17 protein-coding genes are annotated in these 19383 nt (G+C 74.0%); 5 read left to right on the forward strand and 12 right to left on the reverse strand.

Annotated features, from left to right (window positions below):
• Window positions 1–76: 76 nt before the first annotated feature.
• The 4 genes from J5Y04_RS37110 to bldG all read right to left on the reverse strand — a co-directional run bounded on the left by J5Y04_RS37110 (window position 77) and on the right by bldG (window position 2626).
• On the reverse strand, window positions 77–829 hold the full coding sequence (locus J5Y04_RS37110) for a small secreted protein (protein WP_209416945.1): 753 nt from the start codon (window positions 827–829) through the stop codon (window positions 77–79).
• A 187-nt stretch (window positions 830–1016) separates the two neighbouring features.
• The gene (locus tag J5Y04_RS37115) at window positions 1017–1385 is read right to left on the reverse strand and encodes a cyclophilin-like fold protein (protein WP_209416946.1); all 369 of its coding nucleotides are present in this window, start codon (window positions 1383–1385) and stop codon (window positions 1017–1019) included.
• 320 nt (window positions 1386–1705) lie between these two features.
• Window positions 1706–2125: an ATP-binding protein gene (locus tag J5Y04_RS37120; protein ID WP_209416947.1), complete on the reverse strand. Its 420-nt coding sequence runs from the start codon at window positions 2123–2125 to the stop codon at window positions 1706–1708.
• A 159-nt stretch (window positions 2126–2284) separates the two neighbouring features.
• Window positions 2285–2626 (reverse strand): anti-sigma factor antagonist BldG, encoded by a 342-nt coding sequence (bldG, locus tag J5Y04_RS37125; RefSeq protein WP_148644090.1) that lies wholly within the window; start codon window positions 2624–2626, stop codon window positions 2285–2287.
• Between the two features lie 222 nt (window positions 2627–2848).
• Here bldG and J5Y04_RS37130 point away from each other — a divergent pair, with 222 nt between their 5' ends.
• Window positions 2849–5332, forward strand: a complete 2484-nt coding sequence (locus J5Y04_RS37130) for a DEAD/DEAH box helicase (protein ID WP_209416948.1) — start codon at window positions 2849–2851, stop codon at window positions 5330–5332.
• On the opposite strand, the gene J5Y04_RS37135 is transcribed toward J5Y04_RS37130, so the two are convergent.
• The 7 genes from J5Y04_RS37135 to ssd form a co-directional block, all read right to left on the reverse strand.
• Window positions 5327–5845, reverse strand: coding sequence for an Rv3654c family TadE-like protein (locus J5Y04_RS37135; RefSeq protein ID WP_209416949.1), 519 nt, complete (start codon window positions 5843–5845; stop codon window positions 5327–5329). The two genes, J5Y04_RS37130 and J5Y04_RS37135, sit on opposite strands and share 6 nt — an antisense overlap.
• Window positions 5833–6153, reverse strand: coding sequence for a TadE family type IV pilus minor pilin (locus J5Y04_RS37140; protein ID WP_307853495.1), 321 nt, complete (start codon window positions 6151–6153; stop codon window positions 5833–5835). Before J5Y04_RS37140 ends, J5Y04_RS37135 begins: the two co-directional genes overlap by 13 nt.
• A gap of 160 nt (window positions 6154–6313) precedes the next feature.
• Window positions 6314–6586, reverse strand: a complete 273-nt coding sequence (locus tag J5Y04_RS37145) for a DUF4244 domain-containing protein (RefSeq protein WP_209416950.1) — start codon at window positions 6584–6586, stop codon at window positions 6314–6316.
• Between the two features lie 68 nt (window positions 6587–6654).
• Complete coding sequence (locus J5Y04_RS37150) at window positions 6655–7284, reverse strand: type II secretion system F family protein (RefSeq protein ID WP_209416951.1); 630 nt, start codon at window positions 7282–7284, stop codon at window positions 6655–6657.
• Between the two features lie 218 nt (window positions 7285–7502).
• Window positions 7503–8555, reverse strand: a complete 1053-nt coding sequence (locus J5Y04_RS37155) for a type II secretion system F family protein (protein WP_209416952.1) — start codon at window positions 8553–8555, stop codon at window positions 7503–7505.
• Between the two features lie 114 nt (window positions 8556–8669).
• Window positions 8670–9956 carry a TadA family conjugal transfer-associated ATPase gene (locus tag J5Y04_RS37160; RefSeq protein WP_374106195.1) on the reverse strand — a complete coding sequence of 429 codons (1287 nt, stop codon included), beginning with the start codon at window positions 9954–9956 and terminating at the stop codon, window positions 8670–8672.
• 62 nt (window positions 9957–10018) lie between these two features.
• On the reverse strand, window positions 10019–11143 hold the full coding sequence (gene ssd, locus J5Y04_RS37165) for a septum site-determining protein Ssd (protein WP_209416954.1): 1125 nt from the start codon (window positions 11141–11143) through the stop codon (window positions 10019–10021).
• Between the two features lie 768 nt (window positions 11144–11911).
• Between ssd and J5Y04_RS37170 the strand changes: the two genes are divergently transcribed.
• On the forward strand, window positions 11912–12832 hold the full coding sequence (locus tag J5Y04_RS37170) for an HAD-IB family hydrolase (protein ID WP_307853496.1): 921 nt from the start codon (window positions 11912–11914) through the stop codon (window positions 12830–12832).
• A 520-nt stretch (window positions 12833–13352) separates the two neighbouring features.
• Here the strand turns inward: J5Y04_RS37170 and J5Y04_RS37175 are convergent.
• Entirely contained in the window at window positions 13353–14246 is an 894-nt protein-coding gene (locus J5Y04_RS37175; protein WP_209416955.1) for an oxidoreductase, read from the reverse strand.
• Window positions 14247–14513: 267 nt separating this feature from the next.
• Between J5Y04_RS37175 and J5Y04_RS37180 the strand changes: the two genes are divergently transcribed.
• The 3 genes from J5Y04_RS37180 to J5Y04_RS37190 all read left to right on the forward strand — a co-directional run.
• Entirely contained in the window at window positions 14514–15506 is a 993-nt protein-coding gene (locus J5Y04_RS37180) for an ATP-binding protein (RefSeq protein WP_209416956.1), read from the forward strand.
• A gap of 463 nt (window positions 15507–15969) precedes the next feature.
• Window positions 15970–18378 (forward strand): SulP family inorganic anion transporter, encoded by a 2409-nt coding sequence (locus tag J5Y04_RS37185; protein ID WP_209416957.1) that lies wholly within the window; start codon window positions 15970–15972, stop codon window positions 18376–18378.
• A 222-nt stretch (window positions 18379–18600) separates the two neighbouring features.
• On the forward strand, window positions 18601–19383 hold a 783-nt coding region (locus tag J5Y04_RS37190; protein ID WP_209416958.1), incomplete at its 3' end, for an AMP-binding protein.

Raw genomic sequence — 19383 nt, forward strand, 5'->3', positions numbered from 1 at the left:
CGCGGGGCCCGGCGCGCGCCGCGCGGCGGTCCGGTTCGCTTCGGTCCGATCCGGTCCGCCGCGCGCCTCGTCGGCCTCAGCTCGCCGAGGGGGCCGGGGCGGACGGGGTGGCCGGGGCCGACCCGGTCGGTGCAGCGCCGGTGGCCGTGGCACCGGCGGCCGGGCTCGCCGTGTCCGTGGAGCCCGGGGCGGGCGTTCCCGAGGCCGGCGTGCCGGTCGCGCCGCCCGCCGCGGGGGAACCGCTCGCACCCGCCGAACCGCTCGCCCCGGCGGTCGGGGCCGCGCCGGCCGCGCCGGGCTTGCAGCCCTCCTGCTTGGCCATCGCGGCGCCGAGCTCGCCGCGCTGGAGCTTGGCCTGGGCCTGGGTGGAGAGCGAGGCCAACTGCTGCACCTGGTCGGCGACGCTGCGCAGCCCGTCCGCGAACTTCCCCTGGTCCGTGTTGGACAGGCCGTCCAGCTTCTTCTGGACGTCCAGGTATCCGTCCGCGGCCTTGTTCAGCTCGGTGACGGTGTCCTTCTGCAGGTTCGCGCCGTCGTCCACCTTGGGGGCCCCGGCGGAGTCGATGGCCGCGGCGATGTCCTGGTTGGTCTTGGCCAGCCGCCCGATGTCCGCGGAGAGCCGCTTCTGCAGGTCGGCCGGCGCCTCGCCGGTCTTCACCTGTCCGGTGTCCGCGAGCGCGGTCTGCGCCTGGGCGATCGGGTCCTTGGCCGCGCCGCAGACGCTCGTCGCCCAGGACTCCAACTGCTTGCTGTTGTCGTCGCCGCAGCCGACGGCGCCGAACGCAAGCAGCGCGCCGAGCGCGGGTACGGCCAGCAGTCGCTTGTTCACCGGGAGAGGCCTTTCGGTTTCGGTCGTCTTCGGTCGTCGAACTGCGAACCTACACGGCCGCCGACCCGCTCCCGGTTCCCGCCCGTTCCCGGCCCCGCCCCGACCCCGGCCCGGGCTCTCTTCGGGTGCGCGTCGGGTGCGCGTCGGGTGCGCGTCGGGTGGGCCTCGGGTGGGCTTCAGGTGCGCTTCAGGCCCGCTCGACCCTGATCGGGTCGCCCGGCCGGACGGTGCGCAGCACCTGGGCGTCCCCGTCCAGCACGCCGAGGACGTTGCACGGGCTGGCCAGCCGGCACTCCCCGTCCCGCGAGATCGGCGTCGGGCCGTACGGGAGCGCGAGGCTGTCGCCGTCCGTCCAGAACGCCACCGTGCCGGGCTCGACGACCTGCCGGGCGTCGTGCTCCCTCGGCATGCTGACCGGGGTGTCGAAGTAGACCTCCTCACCCCAGGTGTTCGCCGACGAACTGACCGGCAGCGCGGCCCAGAGCGCCTCGGAGGTGGGCGTGGTCGCCAACGTGGCGGTCGCCTGACCGGCCGGCCACAGAATGCGTATCCGCATGGGTTCCCTCTTCTACGACAGGTCCGATCACCGATCGGACCCGGTCGTGCCGAGAGCAGCGAACCGCCGGATTCAACAATTTGTCAAAGCATGCCCGCGAAGCGGACGCCCGGGAGCCCCGATCCACCCGGCGCCGACTCAGAGCACCGCGGCACGACGCACCGGAGGAACGCAGCCCGCGTCCGTGCCCCAGAGGGGCCGAGAAGCCGAGAAGCCGAGGAGCCGAGGAGCCGAGGAGCCGAGGAGCCGAGCGACTGAGGGACTGAGGGAGTGAGGGAGTGAGGGACTGAGGAAGGCTGTGCCGCCGGGGCGGAACCGCCTCAGACCGCCACCGCGTCGACCGAGACCGGCCAGCTCATCCGGATCAGGCCGCCTTCGGCTCCGCTGGTGACCTCCAGGTCCTCGACCAGACCGGTGATGACCGCGAGGCCCAGGGTGTCCTCGCCCGGATCCTCCCCTTCGGCCGCGCCAGGGCTCGGGACGGTGGCGGGGCCCGCCTCGTCCTCGACCTCGATGAGGAAACGCTTCTCCTGGTCCGTGAGCGCGACCCGGACCGCGCCGGTGATGCCACCGCGCTGGTGCAGGCCGACGGCACGGGAACACGCCTCACCCACGGCGAGGCGCACCTCGTCGAGCACCGACTCGTCGACCCCGGCTCGTCTCGCGACCGCCGCGGCGACCAGCCGGGCCGTACGCACGTGCTCGGGAAGCGCACTGAATCGAAGTTCGACGGTTGCCATCTTCTCCCCCTCGGGGTGTCCGACCGGGGCCGGGCATGCGGCCCCTGCGGGCCGGTCTTCACCGGCCCTGAGGCGTCCCGGGCCGCCGGGGCCGCTCAGGGCCCCGGCGTACCGGACGCATGGATCGGGCGGGCCGGCACAGGGACCGGCCCGGCCGCGTCAGTCGGTCGAGTTGACCGCGTCGTCCACCGAGGTGTGGATCGGGAAGACCTTGGTCAGGCCGGTGATGCGGAAGATCTTCAGGATGCGCTCCTGGTTGCACACCAGGCGCAGCGAGCCCTCGTGGGCCCGCACTCGCTTCAGACCGCCCACCAGCACGCCCAGACCGGTCGAGTCGAGGAAGTCCACGCCCTCCATGTCGACGACGAGGTGGTAGTTGCCGTCGTTGACGAGCTCGACCAACTGCTCACGCAGCTTCGGGGCGGTGTACACATCGATCTCGCCGCCAACCTCGACGACCGTGCGATCGCCGACTGTACGGGTCGACAGGGACAGGTCCACGGAACCTCCAGCACCTTGCCTTGCTACGTCATTGCGATCTTCGGCCGGACGGCCGCCACCGCATGGTCGCGAGCCCCGGGCACGCCCAGCGAACGCGTGGCAAGCCTCAGCGCTGCGACCCCCGGCCGTACGGCCGTCACGGCCACATTCAACCACCTGCGACCATGCCCGCACGATGGCTTACAACGATTCTCCGTCACGCCGGTGACACACTGGGTCCTCATGCCGCCCCGTCACAGCCTGCCCGAGGCACTGCTCACGACCCTGTCCACCACCCGGGGGCGGTCGGACCGGCTCACCCATACGGAGCACCTTCCCGCCCGACCTGCCCGTTATTCACCGTGGCCCGACTCGATCCGGCCCGAGATCGCGTCCGCCGCCCGGGACCTCGGTGTGGAACGGCCCTGGGCCCACCAGGCAGAAGCGATGAATCTGGCCAAAAGCGGCCATTCCGTGGTGATCGCCACAGGCACCGCCTCGGGCAAGTCGCTCGGCTACCTGGCTCCGGTGCTCAGCGACCTGCTGGACGGCACCGAGGCCCGCAACGGCCGCGGCGCCACCGCGCTGTACCTGGCCCCGACCAAGGCGCTCGCCGCCGACCAGCGCCGGCGTGCCGCCGAACTCGCCCCGCCCAGGGTCCGGGCCGCCCTCTACGACGGCGACACCCCGCCCGAGGAGCGCGAGTGGGTCCGCCAGTACGCCTCGTACGTGCTCACCAACCCGGACATGCTGCACCGAGGCATCCTGCCCGCCCATGCCCGCTGGTCCTCCTTCCTGAAAACCCTGCGCTACGTGGTGGTGGACGAGTGCCACAGCTACCGGGGCGTGTTCGGCTCGCACGTCGCCCAGGTGCTGCGGCGGCTGCGCCGGATCTGTGCCCGCTACGGCTCCTCACCCACCTTCCTGCTCGCCTCGGCCACCACCGCCGAACCGGCCACCACGGCCCACCGGCTCACCGGGGTGCCGGCCGAGGCGGTCACCGAGGACGCCTCACCGCGCGGCCCGATGGTCTTCGGCCTCTGGGAGCCGCCGCTCACCGAGAACGTCGGCGAGCACGGCGCACCCGTCCGACGGACGGCCACGGCCGAGGCCGCCCACCTGCTGACCGACCTGGTCGAGCGGCAGACCCGCACCGTCGTGTTCGTCCGCTCACGCCGCGCCGCCGAGCTCGTCGCGCTGCAGACCCAGGACCAGCTCGGCCGACCGCTCGCCGACCGGGTGGCCGCCTACCGCGGCGGATACCTCGCCGACGAACGCCGGGCCCTCGAACGCGACCTGCACACCGGCCGGCTCCTCGGCCTCGCCTCCACCTCCGCCCTCGAACTCGGCGTCGACGTATCCGGACTCGACGCCGTCCTGATGGCCGGCTACCCCGGCACCCGGGCCTCGCTGTGGCAGCAGGCCGGACGGGCCGGACGCGAGGCCCAGGGCTCGCTCGCCATCCTGATCGCCCGCGACGACCCGCTGGACACCTACCTGGTGCACCACCCGGAGGCCCTGTTCGCCACCCCCGTCGAGGCCACCGTGCTCGACCCCGACAACCCGCACGTCCTCGCCCCCCACCTGTGCGCGGCCGCCGCAGAGCTGCCGCTCACCGATGCCGACCTGGAGCTGTTCGGCCCCTCCGCCGGACCGCTGCTGCCCGTCCTGGAACGCCGCGGACTGCTCCGCCGCCGCGGCGAGGCCTGGTACTGGACCCGCCGCGAACGGGCCGCCGACGCCGTCGACCTGCGCGGAAGCGGGGGCAGCCCGGTCCAGATCGTCGAGGCCCCGACCGGGCGGCTGCTCGGCACGGTGGACGCCTCCGCCGCCCACACCACCGTCCACACCGGCGCCGTCCACCTGCACCAGGGGCGCAGCTACCTCGTCCGCGACCTCAACCTGGAGACCTCGGTGGCCCTGGTCGAGCCGGCCGACCCGCCCTACACGACGGCCGCCCGGGACATCACCTCCATCTCCGTGCTCTCCACCGACACCTCCGTCGAGTGGGGCGAGGGCCGGCTCAGTTTCGGTTCGGTGGAGGTGGTCAACCAGGTGGTCGGCTACCTCCGCAAGCGGATCTCCACCGGGGAGATCATGGGCGAGAGCAAGCTCGACCTGCCGCCCCGCACCCTGCGCACCCGGGCGGTCTGGTGGTCCGTCACCGAGGATCAGCTGCTCGACGCGGACATCCCGCCCGACCAGCTCCCCGGGGCCGCCCACGCCGCCGAACACGCCTCCATCGGCCTGCTGCCGCTGTTCGCCACCTGCGACCGCTGGGACATCGGAGGCGTGTCGGTGCCGCTGCACCCCGACACCCAGCTGCCCACCGTGTTCGTCTACGACGGCCACCCCGGCGGGGCCGGCTTCGCCGAACGCGGTTTCCGACGGGCCGTCCAGTGGCTGACGGCCACCCGGGAGGCGATCGCCGCCTGCGAGTGCGAGCGCGGCTGCCCCTCGTGCGTGCAGTCGCCCAAGTGCGGCAACGGCAACGACCCGTTGGACAAGGCGGCCGCCGTCCGGCTCCTGGACATCCTGCTCGCCGGCGCACCGGCGGCGGTGGACGAGGCCGGGCCCGGGCCGGCGCTGGGGTCCGCAACAGGGGCGGGGCTGGGGTCCGGGCCGGGGACGAGCTCCGCAACGGGGCCGGTGCCCGGGGACACCCCGCGCGGGGAGACCGGAGCGGCGGGAGCCACCGACGAGGCCGGGGGCGCTGAGGACTCATGAGCCGCCCGCCGTCCCGGTGAGGCCGGCGTCCGCGTCGGCACCCGCCGTGGCGGCTGCCGACGCGGCCGTCGCTCGGACCGGACCGGCACGGGACCGTGCGCGGGCCGGTCCCACCGGCAGCCGCACGGGCAGCCCGCCGACCCGGACCTCCGCCACGACCTCGACGGCGTCCGCCTCCCGGTCAACCGTGCAGGACACCACGGTGGCCGCCTGTGCGGCGGCGATCCCGGCCGCCCGCCCGCACCCGCCGTCCACGTCCAGCAGCAGCCGGTCGGCGGCCGCGAGGGCCGCCAGGTCGGCGGCCGACTCCGCCCGGTGCCGGGCGCCGACCACCGCTCCCACCGAGAGCACCGCCGTGAAGGCCGCACACCCGAGGACCGCGAACGCGACCAGCCACACCGTCGCGGACCCGGTGTCGGCCCCGCGCCCTGCCGCCACCGCCCGGGCGGTGCGGGCCCGCGCCACCCGCCGTACCGCCGCCGCGGCACGCGCAACCGGCGTCAGGACGGCCACGGGCCACCTCCTCCTCCGCCCTTCAGGGTGTCCTCCCGGGCTGCCACCGCGGCCGCGCCGAGGCGCACCGAGAGCAGCGAGCCGAACCGGCCCGGCGCCGCCGACGGCGCGACCACCGTGACCCGGACGGTGTCGGCCTCGACCGCGATCCGCACCTCCGCCCCGGGCGGGGCCGCCGCGCGGGCCGCCGCGGCGGCATCCGCCTCCCCGCGCGCGGCCGCCCTGGCGCCCACCCGCGCCGCGTCCACACAGCGGATCTGCGCGCCCGCCGCGAGCACGCCCCAGATCAGCATCACGGCGAGCAGCACCAGCGCCGGCAGGGCGACCGCCGTCTCGGCCGTGACGAAGCCCGCATCGCCTCGACGACGGCCACGAACCCCGTCCCGACCCCCGCCCCCGCCCCCGCCCCGAGCGCGGAAGCACCCGGAGCACCGACGGATCCACTGCAGACGCCCCAATGACGAACCGTCACGTCGCATGGAGCGCCCGGTCCAGGAGCTCGGCCAGTGCACCGAGCATGGCCGGGCTGGTCACCACCTTGTACAGCCCGGCCGCCAGCGCACAGGCCCCGAGTGTTCCGACCGCGTACTCGGCCGTGGTCATCCCCGCGTCCGACCTGTCCTTGATCCGGGCCGACCTCCGGACCCGGCCTGCCACCCACCGGCCCCGACGTCGGCACAACTCGTACGGGCGTCGACCGAGACGCCGGTCGCCGAGCCTGGCCGTGATCACTGCGGTCATGGATCCCTCCTGGGGTGATTGATGGTTGATGTGCCGTTCCGCGGGGCCCACGCGTTCCCGCCTCCCGCTCACATGTCCTGCGCGAAGCGGGTGGTGAGTCCGATGACCACCGGGACGACGCTGATCAGGACGAACGCCGGGAGGAAGCAGAGCCCCAACGGCGCCGTCGCGAGGACCCCGGCCCGACGGACCCGGGCGTGCGCCGTACGGGCGGCCGCCGTCCGCCGACCGTGCGCCAACCCGATCAGCGGCCCGGTCGCCGGGGCCCCGCTGAGGCTCGTCCGGACCAGACAGCGGGCCAGTGGCGCCAGCGTCGGATGCTCCTCGCCCAGCCTGGTCCAACAGACCTCCGGCGGTGCCCCCAGGGCCAGCTCGGCCGCAATCGCCACCAGTCGTGGCCCCATCGGGACGCCGACGCTCCGACCGACCGCCGCCAGCGCCACGGCCGGTGAGGCCGCCGAACCGAGGCAGGCCGCCAGCAGCTCCGCGGTGAGCGGAAGCTGCCGGGTGAGCTGCTCCTCCTCCAGCGCGGCCTGCCGTTCGTCCGGAGACCTCGCCCGGGGCAGCCACCGGTACAACACGACGGCCAGCAGGGCACCCGCCGCCGCTCCGACAGCACCGCCCAGTGCCACCGCCGCGCCGAGGCCCCCGGCGGCCGCGAGCGCCACGCGCTGCGCACGCCCGGAGCCGCCGGACACTGCCGCCCGCGTCGTCGCCGCTCTCGCCGTCGGCGTCGCCGGGGGACGGTGGGCCCTCCAGCCACGTCCTCCCCACCTGCGAGGATCCGGCTCCCGCTCCCTCGCCGGGAGCCAGGCAGCCGACCGCCGGTGCCTCGCCCGACGCGCCGCCCCACGACGCAGGAACAGCACTCCCGCTGCCAGCGCCGGCGCCAGGACGGCCGCCTCGGCTCCCCACCTCATGTCGACATCACCTCCGCCCGGAACGACCCGCTCGGCCGCGCCCGCCGCGCCTTCGTACGCGAGATGCCGCACCGCCACCCGACCTCCGAAGCCGCAGCCTCTTCACCGGACGCAGGCTCCTCCAGAGCCCCTCGCGCCGCCGCCCGGACGATCCGCGCCGTCCACGCCAGGCCCAGCCCCTCCAGCGCCGCCCCGCCCGCCAGGCAGGCCAGCCCCGCGGGGGTGTGGAGCAGGACGGCCACCGGCCGGGCTCCGAGCGCCACCCCGAGCAGCAGCCCCACGACGGGGAGCGCCGCCAGGACGGCGATCGTGGTCCGCGGGGCCGCCAGCTCCGCGGTGATCTCCTCGGCCAGCGCCTGCTCCCCCCGCAGCGCCTCGGCAACCCCGTCCAGGCCTGCCGCCAGGCCCGATCCGCCGTCGGTGGTGACCCGCCAGCAGGCGGCGATCGCGGTCGCCCCGCTGCCACCCGGCAGCTCGGCGAGCAACTGGAACGCCAGCGGGACGTCCCCGCCGTAGCGGCCGGCCGCCAGCCGGGCCACCGGCTCCTCGCCGATCCGGCGCAGGACCTCGCGGTCTGCGGCGATGCGCGTCGTCACCACGTGCAGCGCCTGCTCGGGCGTCGAGCCGCTCCTCAACTCCCCTGCGAGCCCCGCACAGAGGTCGACGATGGCCGCCGCCCGCCGCCGGGCCTCTGCCGCCACCCTGCGGCGCTGCCGCCAACGCCGCAGGGGAAGGAAGGCCAGGGCGGCCGCCAGCACCGGAACAGGCGAGCCGGTCGCCGCTCCCGCCGCCAACCCCACCGGAACCAGCAGCAGTTCCGGCGCCGGCCGGCCCGGCCGGCGTAGCGGCCACCATCCGGGGCCGACTAGCACCGGCCATCGACGACCGCCCGACTCCCCGCTGCTGCCGTCTCCCCCGACGCCGTCACCGGCCGGAAGAAGCGCGCGTCTGCGAGCGCCCGACGCCGTCCGCTCCAGCGCGCACCACCCGGCCAGCGCCGCCGCGAAGAGCACCGCCACCCAGCACAGCGCCAGTTGATCTTTCGTCATCTCACCCACCACCCTTCCCTTCAGCCTTCCTCCGCCATGGCCCGAGCAGGGCCAGGGCACCCACCACACAGCCGCAGAGCAGCAGGACGAACAGGACCTCCGCCCGCGCCACCGTCACGGCGGCCCGTCCGCGAGCGTCACCCCGCGCGCCGCCAGCAGCCGGAGCAGCCGATCCCAGCCCTCGCCCGGGAGTACGGTGCCGTCCGCCGCGAAGGTCACCGCCGGTGTGGTGACGGCCAGGCCGTCGCGGTCGCCGGCCAGCGTGTGGATCTCGGCGACGCGACGCCGTCCGGAGGCCGGCTCCCGGACCAGGTGCACCACCAGATCGAGCGCGGCCCGGAGCTGGCTGTGCAGGGCCGGCCGGTCCAGCCCGGCGAGCGAGCCGAGCGCCTCCAGCCGGACCGGCACGTCCGCCGCCGTGTTCGCGTGCACCGTGCCGCACCCGCCTTCGTGGCCCGTGTTCAACGCGGCCAGCAGATCAGAGACTTCGGCTCCCCTGACCTCCCCGACGACCAGCCGGTCCGGGCGCATCCGCAGGGCCTGCCGGAGGAGGTCGCGCAGGGTCAGCTCGCCCAGCCCCTCCTGGTTGGGCGGGCGGCTCTGCAACCGGACCACGTGCGGGTGGGCCGGTTGCAGCTCGGCCGAGTCCTCGACGACGACGATCCGCTCGTCCGGCCCGACCAGCCCGAGCAGCGCCGCCAGGAGGGTCGTCTTGCCCGTCCCCGTCCCGCCGCTGATCAGCAGGGAGAGCCTCGCCCGCAGGATGCCCGCCAGCAGCTCGGCACCGGCTGCGGGCAGCGCCCCGCCGGCCACCAACTCGTCGAGCTTGAACGGGCGGGGCCGGCAGACCCGCAGGGAGATGTGGGTGCAGCCACCGGCGATCGGCGGCAGCACCGCGTGCAGCCGGGTGCCGTCCGGCAGCCGAGCGTCCACCCAGGGCCTGGCGTCGTCCAGCCGGCGCCCGGCGGCGGTGGCGAGCCGGTGGGCCAGCCTCCGGACCGCCTCGGCGTCGGCGAAACGGACACCGGTGGCCCGCCGCAGCCCGCCGCCCCGGTCGACCCAGACCTCGTCCGGGCCGTTGACCAGTACGTCCGTGACGTCCGGCGCGGCCAGCAACCGGTCCAGCGGGCCCGCACCCACCAGCTCGGCCCGCAACGACCGCACGGTGGCGAGGACTTCGTCGCCGCCGAGTGGCGGCCTGGTGGCCCGCAGCGCCGCCGCGACGGACCCGGCGGTCGGCGGTGCCCCGGACTCCGCCAACCTCAGCCGGACGGCGTCGACCAGCGCCGTCGTGTGCTCCTCCCGGGCCGTCCGCCCGTACGGCGGCGGCTCCGGCCGCGAGCCAGGTCCCGGCGGCCCGCCCGACGCCGAAACGCTCTTGAGCAGGCGGAGCTCCCGCACACCACCGCCACGGCCGCCGGAACCAGCACCGGCCGCACTGCCTGTTCTCCGCAGACGGACCATCAGTAGACACCTCCTCCGACCGCCGGGACCGGCGGCAGCACCTCTTCCAGGAAGGTTTCGCAGAATCGGGCCAGCGGGCCGTTCTCCCGGATCCCGGGCGGCACACCCTGCTCGACGTCGGCGGCCAGCCCCGGCTCCGCCTCCAGCTCTCCGGCGAGCCTCAACCGCAGTCCCCGCGCGATCCGGTGGGCCGGGATCCCGAACGGCCGCAACGGGCGCACCACCATCCGGACGTCGTCGAGCCGCATCCGGACGGACGCCGCGACCCGGTCGGCGGCGGCCACCGCGCGCAGCTCGGCCGGCACCACCAGCAGTGCCGTGTCGGACTGCTCCAACGCCTGTCCGGCCGCCGGATCGAGGTGGCGCGGCACGTCGACCACGACCAACCCGCCGCGCCGCCGGGCGGCGGCCAGCACACTACGCATGGCCTCGGGCGGCACGGCGAGCGTGTCGCCGCGGTCCCAGGACAGGCAGGACAGCGCGGTCAGCCGTTTCAGCACCGGCAGCGCCTTGGCCAGCTCGGCTCCGCTGACCCGTCCGCGCGAGCCGGCCAGGTCCGGCCAGCGCAGGCCGCCGGCCGTCTCGCCCCCGAGCAGGACGTCGAGCCCGCCGCCCAGCGGATCACCGTCGACGAGCATGGTCCGCCGCCCGGTACGCGCGGCCGTGACCGCGAGCGCGCAGGCCAGGGTGGAGGCACCGGCCCCGCCCCGGCCGCCGAGCACCGCGACGGTCAGCGCCGGTGTGCCGACTCCCTCGGCGGCGTCGGCGATCCGGTCGAGCAGCCAGGCCTCGGCGTCGGGCAGGAACAGCACGTGCTCGGCGCCGAGTTGGACGGCCCTGACCCAGACCCCGGGGTCGTCCAGGTCCAGCCCGAGCAGGAGGACCCCGGTACGGCGGGGGAGCCCGGCGCACCGCTCGGCCTGGTCGTCCCCGACCAGCACGAGCGACGAGCCCTCCCAGAGACCGCGCGGTGGCGGGGCGCCCCGGATCAGCCGGGGTTCGGTGCCTGCGGCCGCGCAGAGCCGCAACAGGTGCTCGGCCAGGCCCTCGTCCTCGGTGACGACGAGCGGGCCGGTGGCCTCCGGTCCGTGGACGGCGGCGTGGCCGGTGATCGGTGTCGACATGGCGCTCTCCCCTGTGCGGTGCCCGTCCGCGCGAAGCGGTACGGGCACCCGTCCGGATGGGTCCGGCAGGCGGCCGGCCGGGAGCGCCCATTTCGAGGTGCCCGGCAACCGCTGCCGTCCATCACGGTGGGGGGTGATCCGGATTCCGTCAGCCGGGTTCCGAATGCCTGTGGACAACTCGGGGCTGTGGATAACTTCGTTCACCCGGGCGGGGGGCTATTGAGCAAAGAATTGACGGAACGGCCTCACCGGGAAGAACCGGCACAGCCCGGGCGGGAAGACGGCCGGCCTCGGCCTGGCCCCGGAAGGACGCTCTGCGGACCTCCCCGCCCCCTCTCCGGAGACTCTCCGGAATCCCTCCGCGACCTCTCCGGGGGCTCTCCGGGGGCTCTTCCGCGCCTCTAGCGGACCTCGTCCGGACCACGCGTGGCCTTGAGTAACCGGCAACACAGAGTGACGAAAGTGGATTGGTGGGGTCGGGCCCCGACACCCCCTGTAGACACGGGGCGGGCCGGGCGCAACAGGCTCCGCAGAAGCCGTTCAAGCCCTGAAAATGGCCCCGGACGTGCGACGACCCCCGCCGGGGGGGAGAGCGGGGGTCGTCTATCCACAGCCCGACTCGGGGGGGAGGAGCCGGACCGGGTTAGCACGGTCGCGAACGATCCGTGACTTCCATGGTGTACCCGAGCGGCCAGAAACACAAACCCGCACGCCCGCGAGTACGCCGAATGGCGGGGTGTTTTGCGGAGCCCTCTATCCTCGGTTCCCGTGGACACCACCGAGAACGCCGACGAGTACGCCGACAAGTCCCCGGACTCCACCGCCGGGCCCGCCGCGCAGGCCGGGAACGCCGCGCCGACGCCCCCGGTCGCCCGTCCGCGCCCGGCCGGCCCCCGGACGGCGGCTTTCTTCGATCTCGACAAGACCATCATCGCCAAGTCGAGCGCCCTGGCCTTCAGCCGGCCCTTCTACCAGGGCGGCCTGATCAACCGTCGGGCCGTACTGCGCAGCGCCTACGCCCAGTTCGTCTTCCTGGTCGGCGGGGCGGACCACGACCAGATGGAGAAGATGCGCGAGTACCTCTCCGCGCTCACCCGGGGCTGGAACGTCCAGCAGGTCCGCGAGATCGTCGCCGAGACCCTGCACAACCTGATCGACCCGATCATCTACGACGAGGCCGCCTCGCTGATCGAACAGCACCATGCGGCCGGGCGCGACGTGGTCATCGTCAGCAGCTCCGGTTCCGAGGTGGTCGAGCCGATCGGAGCACTGCTCGGCGCGGACCACGTGATCGCCACCCGGCTGAAGATCGAGGACGGCTGCTACACCGGCGAGATCGAGTACTACGCCTACGCCGAGAACAAGGCAGCCGCCATCCGGGAGTTGGCCGAGTCCGAGGGCTACGACCTCGCCGAGTGCTACGCCTACAGCGACTCGTCCACCGACCTGCCGCTGCTGGAGGCGGTGGGCCACCCGTCCGCCGTCAACCCGGACCGCGCCCTGCGCAAGGAGGCGGTGGCCCGCGAGTGGCCGGTGCTGGTCTTCGACCGCCCGGTGGAACTGCGGCGGCGGCTCCCGGAGTTCTCCGCACCGAGCCGCTCGGTGCTGACCGCGGTGGCGATCGGCACGGCGGTGCTGACCGCCGGGGTGATCTGGTACGCGGCGCGGCGCCGCCGCCCGGCCGCCTGAGCAGCCGCCCGCCCTGACGCCCTCCCGTCCCGACGGGAGGGCGGTCCGCACACAACGGATGCAACCAACACTGTTTGGGCCAAAACGGGCAAAAGCCGAAGACTTCTCGTTTCGGGTTCCCCTTTCGCCCGAAACGCGATACAAATGAAGCACGGCCCGCGAGACCCGGTCAGGACCCGAAGAGGTCAAACCGACAACGCAGTTCAGGCCCCACGGACCGCGTACAGATAACCGAGCACCCACATGCAGCCGACCCGCTGTCGGGCCGCCGCACCAGACGAACGGGCAGGATCCCCGTCTGATGGGCACTTCCGGTGCATGCTTGGTCACCCGGTACCTGTACCAGCGGCGGCACCCGGCAGGATCAGGTGCCGCCGCATCTCGCTGTCCGGGCCCGGTCCGGCGGCGCCCCCGCCCGGCGTCGGGAGACCGGCCCGGCGGTAGGACCCGGCAGGACCTGCCACCGCCCGGCAGCGGGCCGGGTCCAGCCCGCAGGTCGGACCCGGCCCCGAAGCGCCGGTCAGACCATGCCGCGCTGCATCGCCTCGCAGACCGCCGTGCTCTCCCGCACGCCGAGCCGCAGCGCCCGCCCGCAGTGGCCGATCCAGGCCGCCATGCCCTCCTCGGTCCCCGCCAGGTAGCCGGCCAGCGCACGCCGGTAGGCGTCGGTTCCGAGCTCGGCGAGACCGACCTCGGACGGGCAGATCGACTTCGGGTCGAGCCCCTCCGCGAGCAGCACGATCCGCTGCGCGGCCCGTGCGATCACGCCGTTGTGCGAGCCGAACGGCCGCAGTGCGAGCAGCTCCCCGTGCACCACCGAGGCCACCACCAGGGCCGGCGTCCCCACGCCCTGCCCTTCGGCGCGGGCGACGAGCAGCCGGGAGAGCTGATCGAGCCGCGCGGCGACCTCCTCGGCGCCGGGGGCCGGCGGCAGGGCGGGCACCAGCGTGCCCGCGGCCGGGTCGGCCTCGACGCTCTCCACCGGCTTGAGCTCCAGCGGGAACAGCTCCTCGGCGGCCTCACCGGCGCGCCGGGGCCGCCCCGCGGCCGCATCGGCGTCACCGACCGCCAGCAGGTGCAGCCGCGCCAGCACCTGGAGCGGCGAGTGCCGCCAGACACTCAGCAGCTGACCGGACTCGGCGGCAATCCGCAGCGCGGCGCCGACCGTGCGCGACTGCGGGTCGGCGCTGAAGTCACTGCGGCGCCGGACCTCCTCCAGCGGCCAGTCCGCCCCGGCCAGGGCCGCCGACGCGCGGGCGCCGCGCAGGGCGGACTCGGAGGTGACCTCGGCCGCGCGGCGGCGCATCACCCGGTGCCCGTAGAGGCGGTCGACGGCCTTGCGCACCTCGGCCACCGCGTCGGGCACCCCGGGGAGCTGGGCCAGCGGGGCGAGGGGATCTGTTCCAGTGCTCACCTACCCGAGAGTAATGAAAGAGGGGCCCCTCCCGGAACAGCAACCCCGGATCACCCGTTAGAGGCAATCCTCACTCCCCTCCGACGGGGAGCCCGAAACCCTGGATAGCATGAGCACTATCGGAGACGATAACGATTTCCAACTCTGGATATCGTCGGCCTCGGCACAGGGCGGAAGCGGCACCGGCAGAGCGGCGCGGACGTGTCCGACGAGGCATCGGGCAAGCGGCCCCGCGCACGGGCCCCAGATCAAGAGCCGGAGTCCCAGATGAAGATCGCCTTCGTCGGCAAGGGCGGCAGCGGCAAGACCACGCTGTCCGCCCTGTTCATCCGCCACCTGGCCGCCGCGGGCCGCCCGGTCATCGCCGTCGACGCCGACATCAACCAGCACCTCGGCCCCGCACTGGGCCTGACGGACGGCCAGGCGGCGGAACTGCCCTCGCTCGGCGCCCACCTGCCGGACATCAAGGAGTACCTCCGCGGCAGCAACCCGCTGATCCGGTCCGCCGGGGAGATGATCAAGACCACGCCGCCCGGCACCGGCTCGCGCCTGCTCCGGATCGTCGAGGAGAACCCGGTGTACGCGGCCTGCGCCCGGCCGATCGCGCTGGACGAAGGATCGGTCCGGCTGCTGGCGACCGGCGCCTTCACCGAGGAGGACCTCGGGGTCGCCTGCTACCACTCCAAGGTCGGCGCGGTCGAGCTGCTGCTCAACCACCTGGTCGACGGCCGGGACGAGTACGTGGTCACCGACATGACGGCGGGCTCCGACTCCTTCGCCTCCGGACTGTTCACCCGGTTCGACCTGACCTTCCTGGTCGCCGAGCCGACCCGCAAGGGCGTCTCGGTGTACCGCCAGTACAAGGACTACGCCCGCGACTTCGGCGTCCAGCTGCGGGTGATCGGCAACAAGGTGCAGGGCCGGGACGACCTGGACTTCCTCCGCCGCGAGGTCGGCGACGACCTGCTGACCACCTTCGGCCACTCCGACTGGGTGCGCCGGCTGGAGCAGGGCGCCGAACCGCCGCTGCGGACGCTGGAGCCGGGCAACCGCGCGGTACTGGAGCAGCTGCGCGCCGAATCCGACGCCGCCTACGACCGGAGGGACGCCCGCCGCTACACCGAGCAGGCCGTCCTCTTCCACCTCCGCAACGCCGAGAGCTGGGCCAACGCCAAGGTCGGCATCGACCTCGCCACCCAGGTGGACCACGGGTTCGTGCTCGGCGGCGAGCAGCCCGCCACGGCCGGCGCGCACCACTGACGGCGGACGCCGCCGCGCGAGTCACCGGACGGGCTGCGGCCTTCCTCCACCTGGAGGGAGGCCGCAGCCCGTTTCTGCGCGCGCGATACCGGTCCCGGGCCGCACCCGGACCGCCCCCGTCCGCTCCGGCCGGTGTCAGCAGATTCCCGTCAGTTCGACTACCACCCAATGGGGTGAATGAAGGGCTTCGGCCCTACCGTTCGAGATGACGCTGTGCAAAGCTTTCATTACTCTCGGTTTACCGAGTCTTGATGGTCCTCTCAGAGGCATGGCCGTCCCTTGCCTCCCTGAGGCCCGCTGATGGTCCACGGCCCGGCCGGTGACACCCGCACTCCCCGCCGCGCCCACGCCATCCCGCCACACCGTCGCGACCCACGACAGCCGATCCGGCTCCCCCGAGCCCCACAACCGGACTCACCACCGGACCTGACTGCGTTCGTTCCCCCGGAAAGACGGGAAGACAATGACCCTCGACATCTCCAGCGCACCCATCGCCTCCGACACCACCGACCACGCCCCACCGGGCCCGCACTCCCGCGCCCGGTGGGCGCAGGATCTCTCCGCCTCCCTGGTGGTCTTCCTGATCGCCGTGCCCTTCTCCCTGGGCATCGCCCTGGCCACCGGCGCCCCGCTGACCGCCGGCCTTGCGGCGGCGGCTGTCGGCGGGATCGTGGTCGGCCTCTTCGGCGGCACCCCCCTCCAGGTCAGCGGCCCCTCCGCCGCACTGACCGTCATCACCGCCGGCCTGATCACCCAGTACGGCTGGCAGGCCACCTGCGCCATCACCCTCGCCGCCGGGCTGCTCCAACTCCTGCTCGGCGTCCGTCGGGTGGCCCGCACAGCACTGGCCGTCTCGCCCGCCATCGTGCACGGCATGCTGGCGGGCATCGGCCTCACCATCGCCATCGCGCAGCTGCACGTCGTCCTCGGAGGCTCCCCGCAGAGCTCGGCGCTGGCCAATCTGCTCGCACTGCCGAAGCAGCTGGCGGGCCCGCACCCGTCCGCGCTGGCCGTCGGAACGCTCACCGCCGCCGTACTGCTCGGCTGGCCGCGGCTCGGCCGACTCCCCGGCAGGGCCGGGGAGTTCGGCGCCCGGCTGGCCAAGGTGCCGGGCCCGCTGGCGGCCGTCGCCACCGCAACCGCGCTCTCCATGACCCTCGGCCTGCACCTCACCCGGGTCGAACTGCCCGCCTGGCAGCCGCACGACCTCGTCCCCGACCTGCCGCACGGGCCGCTCGCCGCGATCCTGGCCGCCGTGCTGACCGTCACCGCGGTGGCGAGCGTGGAGTCCCTGCTCTCCGCCGTCGCGATCGACCGGATGTCGCACCGCACCGGGGACCTCGACCGCGAGCTGCGCGGCCAGGGCATCGCCAACATGATCAGCGGACTGCTCGGCGGGCTGCCGATCGCCGGGGGCGCGGTGCGCAGCACGGCCAACGTCCGGGCCGGTGCGCAGAGCCGGTGGTCCTCGATCCTGCACGGCGCCTGGGTGCTCGCCGCGGCCCTGGCACTCACCGGTGGCCTCCGCAAGATCCCGCTCTCCGCGCTCGCCGCCCTGGTCCTCGTCGTCGGCCTGCAGATGGTGAGCTTCGCGCACATCCGCAAGGTGCACCGGCACCGCGAGTTCCCGGTCTACCTCGCCACGGTGCTGGGCGTGGTGCTGCTCGGCGTGCTGCTCGGCGTGGCGCTGGGCGCCGCGACGGCCGTCTTGCTCGCGCTCTACCGCCTGACCCGTGCCCATGTGGACGTCCTGGCCGGCCCCGACGGCTCGGTCACGGTGCAGACGCACGGCCCGCTCACCTTCGCCGCGGTGCCTCGGCTGAGCCGTGCGCTGGCCGACATCCCCGCCACCGCCGATGTCACGGTCGTCCACGACGGCTCCTTCCTGGACCACGCGGCGTACGAGACGCTGCACAGCTGGCGCTCCGGCCACCAGGCGGCCGGAGGCCGCGTGTCGATGGTGACGCGACGCCAGGACGACGAGGTCCTCGACCCGGACGGGACGATCCGGACGGGCAGCTCCCCCGGCCCGCACCGCTGCCGGGCGTGGACGCCCTGGGTCGGCCACCACTGCATCGAGCAGCAGGAGGATCCGCACGGCCGGCTGCTGGACGGCCTGCGCGGGTTCCAGCTGCACACGGCCCCGCTGATCCGCCCCGAACTGGCCCGGCTGGCCCGCGAAGGTCAGACGCCCTCCCAGCTCTTCCTGACCTGCGCGGACTCGCGGATGGTCACCAGCATGATCACCAACAGCGGCCCGGGTGACCTCTTCACCGTGCGCAACGTCGGAAACCTGGTGCCCGCCCCCTTCGAGCCCGGCGCCGCCGACGACTCGGTGGCCGCCGCGGTGCAGTACGCCGTCGAGGCGCTGGAGGTGCGGTCCATCACGATCTGCGGGCACTCCGGCTGCGGCGCGATGAAGGCCCTGCTGGACGGAATCCACGAGCAGCCGGGGCCACCGACCGCATTGACCCGCTGGCTGCGCAACGGCCGCGGCTCACTCGACCGCCTGCGCCGCGCCCCCGCCGAGTTCACGGCCCAGCCGGTGGTCGACCTGGCCGAGCAGCTCTGCATCACCAACGTGGTCCAGCAGTTGGACCAGCTGCTGGCCAACCCCGCGGTGGAGCGCCGGGTCGCCGAGGGCACGCTACGGCTGGTCGGGATGTACTTCGACTTCGCCACCGCCCAGGCCTACGTCCTGGATCGGGAGAGCGGCAGGTTCAGCCCGGTCGAGGCTCTCGACGCCGCGGCGGCGGGCCCCGCGCCGTGCGACACGCCCGAGCGGGTGAACAAAATCGAACAGGTCGGCATGACAGGCCTGGAGGCCGCCACCGCGACCGGCACCGGGGGCGATCCCCGACTGGCCGCCTGAGGGCCGGGCCCGTGCCCCACCTGGCGGGCAGGGGTACGGGCCCACCCATCCGCTCGACCGGTCCTTCTGCCATCTCGTTCGAATCTCGATCAAAGGTCTACACCAATTCACCGGAGCCTCTTGTCAACTGACCTGTTCGCCTGGTGAGCTGTGCGCTGGGACACACGGGACAATCCCCACGCACGGGAATGACCCCGATCATGACTCGATGAGGAGTGCGCGTTGAGCAACGAGAGCCTGGCCAACCTGCTCAAGGAGGAGCGGCGCTTCGCCCCGCCGGCAGAGCTCGCCGCAGCCGCCAACGTCACCGCGGCCGCGTACGCGCAGGCCTCCGAGGACCGCCTGGGCTTCTGGGCCGAGCAGGCCCGCCGCCTCAGCTGGGCCGTCGAGCCCACCGAGACGCTGGACTGGTCCAACCCGCCGTTCGCCAAGTGGTTCGCCGACGGCAGCCTCAACGTGGCCTACAACTGCGTCGACCGCCACGTCGAGGCCGGCAACGGCGACCGCGTCGCCATCCACTTCGAGGGCGAGCCCGGCGACAGCCGCTCGATCACCTACGCCCAGCTCAAGGACGAGGTCTCCCGCGCCGCCAACGCGCTGCTGGAACTCGGTGTCACCAAGGGCGACCGGGTCGCGGTCTACCTGCCGATGATCGCCGAGGCGGTCGTCGCGATCCTCGCCTGCGCCCGGATCGGCGCCACCCACTCCGTGGTCTTCGGCGGCTTCTCCGCCGACGCCGTGGCCTCCCGCATCCAGGACGCCCGGGCCAAGCTGGTCATCACCGCCGACGGCGGCTACCGCCGCGGCAAGCCCTCCGCGCTCAAGCCCGCCATCGACGAGGCGCTGACCAAGGCCGACGGCGTCGAACACGTCCTCGTGGTACGCCGCACCGGCCAGGAGACCGCCTGGACCCAGGGCCGCGACGTCTGGTGGCACGAGATCACCGCACGCCAGTCCACCGAGCACACCCCCGAGGCCCACGACGCCGAACACCCGCTGTTCATC

Origin of the sequence: Kitasatospora sp. RG8 (genome assembly GCF_017813315.1) — a bacterium.
In the GTDB taxonomy this organism is placed as follows: Bacteria; Actinomycetota; Actinomycetes; order Streptomycetales; family Streptomycetaceae; genus Kitasatospora.

Coding starts and splice junctions, on each gene's coding strand:
- ssd (WP_209416954.1), bottom strand. CDS start 11,143: ATGTCGACACCGATCACCGGCCACGCCGCCGTCCACGGACCGGAGGCC.
- J5Y04_RS37145 (WP_209416950.1), bottom strand. CDS start 6,586: ATGACCGCAGTGATCACGGCCAGGCTCGGCGACCGGCGTCTCGGTCGA.
- J5Y04_RS37155 (WP_209416952.1), bottom strand. CDS start 8,555: ATGACGAAAGATCAACTGGCGCTGTGCTGGGTGGCGGTGCTCTTCGCG.
- J5Y04_RS37185 (WP_209416957.1), top strand. CDS start 15,970: ATGACCCTCGACATCTCCAGCGCACCCATCGCCTCCGACACCACCGAC.
- J5Y04_RS37115 (WP_209416946.1), bottom strand. CDS start 1,385: ATGCGGATACGCATTCTGTGGCCGGCCGGTCAGGCGACCGCCACGTTG.
- J5Y04_RS37180 (WP_209416956.1), top strand. CDS start 14,514: ATGAAGATCGCCTTCGTCGGCAAGGGCGGCAGCGGCAAGACCACGCTG.
- J5Y04_RS37130 (WP_209416948.1), top strand. CDS start 2,849: ATGCCGCCCCGTCACAGCCTGCCCGAGGCACTGCTCACGACCCTGTCC.
- J5Y04_RS37120 (WP_209416947.1), bottom strand. CDS start 2,125: ATGGCAACCGTCGAACTTCGATTCAGTGCGCTTCCCGAGCACGTGCGT.